This window comes from Mycobacterium sp. ENV421, assembly GCF_002887815.1.
GTDB lineage: Bacteria > Actinomycetota > Actinomycetes > Mycobacteriales > Mycobacteriaceae > Mycobacterium.
In genome coordinates, this window is sequence record NZ_PDHO01000132.1 from 1 (window position 1) to 1,090 (window position 1,090).

Sequence of the window (1,090 nt, forward strand, 5' to 3'; positions counted from 1 at the left end):
GGAAGTCGAATGATCGTCGAGAAGCCCTCGGCGCGCAGCGAATCGACGGCCACTCTGTCGGCGCTGAATTCTTCTGGCGTGAGTGGGTAAGGAAAGGCGTAAGCCGGAACGCGCTGCCCGCTTGGCAGCCCACCAAAAACGGTCTCAAGATCCGCGTAGATGCGAGCCGAGTCGAATTGGAACTGCACAGAGGAGGATATGATCTGAGGACGATTAGTAATCTCGCCGACTGACTTGAACCCCAAACCCTTATGTCCGATCGAAGTGCCGGGCCCTTTGGAGGAGCGAGCTAGCGAACATATCGCCCTGATCTGTCTTTCGCCGAAGCCGGATCCATTGTCAGCTACAAGAAGTGCTGTCTCGGTAAGGACGAACCGCGCTCGACCACGCAGACCTTTGTCACGGGCAGCGTCGTCCGCATTTTGGACGAGTTCGAACGGGTATCTTCCGGAGTACTGCTGACGCACAAGTTCTTGCGCTGCACCCCGTTCGTCGAGAGTTTTGAGAGCCTGCTCAGGGGTGCCGTCGTCAATGTGCAGTCGTATCGACCGCATCTCGCTGGCGTGCTGTATCGCAGCGGGATCGTTCATGGCGGCTCCCCTTCGTTATGTCTTTTCAGATCCATTGCGTATTTGGATCGGATGCCCGTTGCGGCGCTTGTTTCTTTCGTTCGCGTCGACACCGCATCAGCCCAGTTTCGCGAGTGGTGCGGGCAATTTAGGTGACCTTTCGCGCGTGTCCGAGGTGCGTTGATACACGAGAGCTGCTACCATCTGGTAGCTGCCGAGCGCATCGCCAAATCTTCTTGATCTGAACTGAGATTCACGATCCGAATGCAGTCTGCAACCCAGCGACGTCGCTCGCCGTGCCACCGCACTAATGAGCGCGGCGGTCGCCACTCGGGAATTTACTCGGGAGTCGATCGATCGCACGCGCTGGTCGTGGTTAGTACTAGTCGCAACTGCCGCACACTCCTGTGAGAGATAGCTCCATACCGCAGTCGCAGTAGGTCCCATTGCGTCGGACATTGTGAGACCCGACTTGGCTCAATTTAGTGTTCAAGTCCGTGGCTGATCTTGGCGAGGGCGTC

At 57.4% G+C, this 1,090-nt stretch carries 1 protein-coding gene; it reads right to left on the reverse strand.

Features of this window, described 5'->3' with window-relative positions; genetic code table 11:
- A partial coding sequence (locus tag CRM90_RS30435; protein WP_142391502.1) for an ATP-binding protein occupies positions 1 to 590 on the reverse strand: 590 nt, incomplete at its 3' end.
- Between the last annotated feature and the right edge of the window lie 500 nt (positions 591 to 1,090).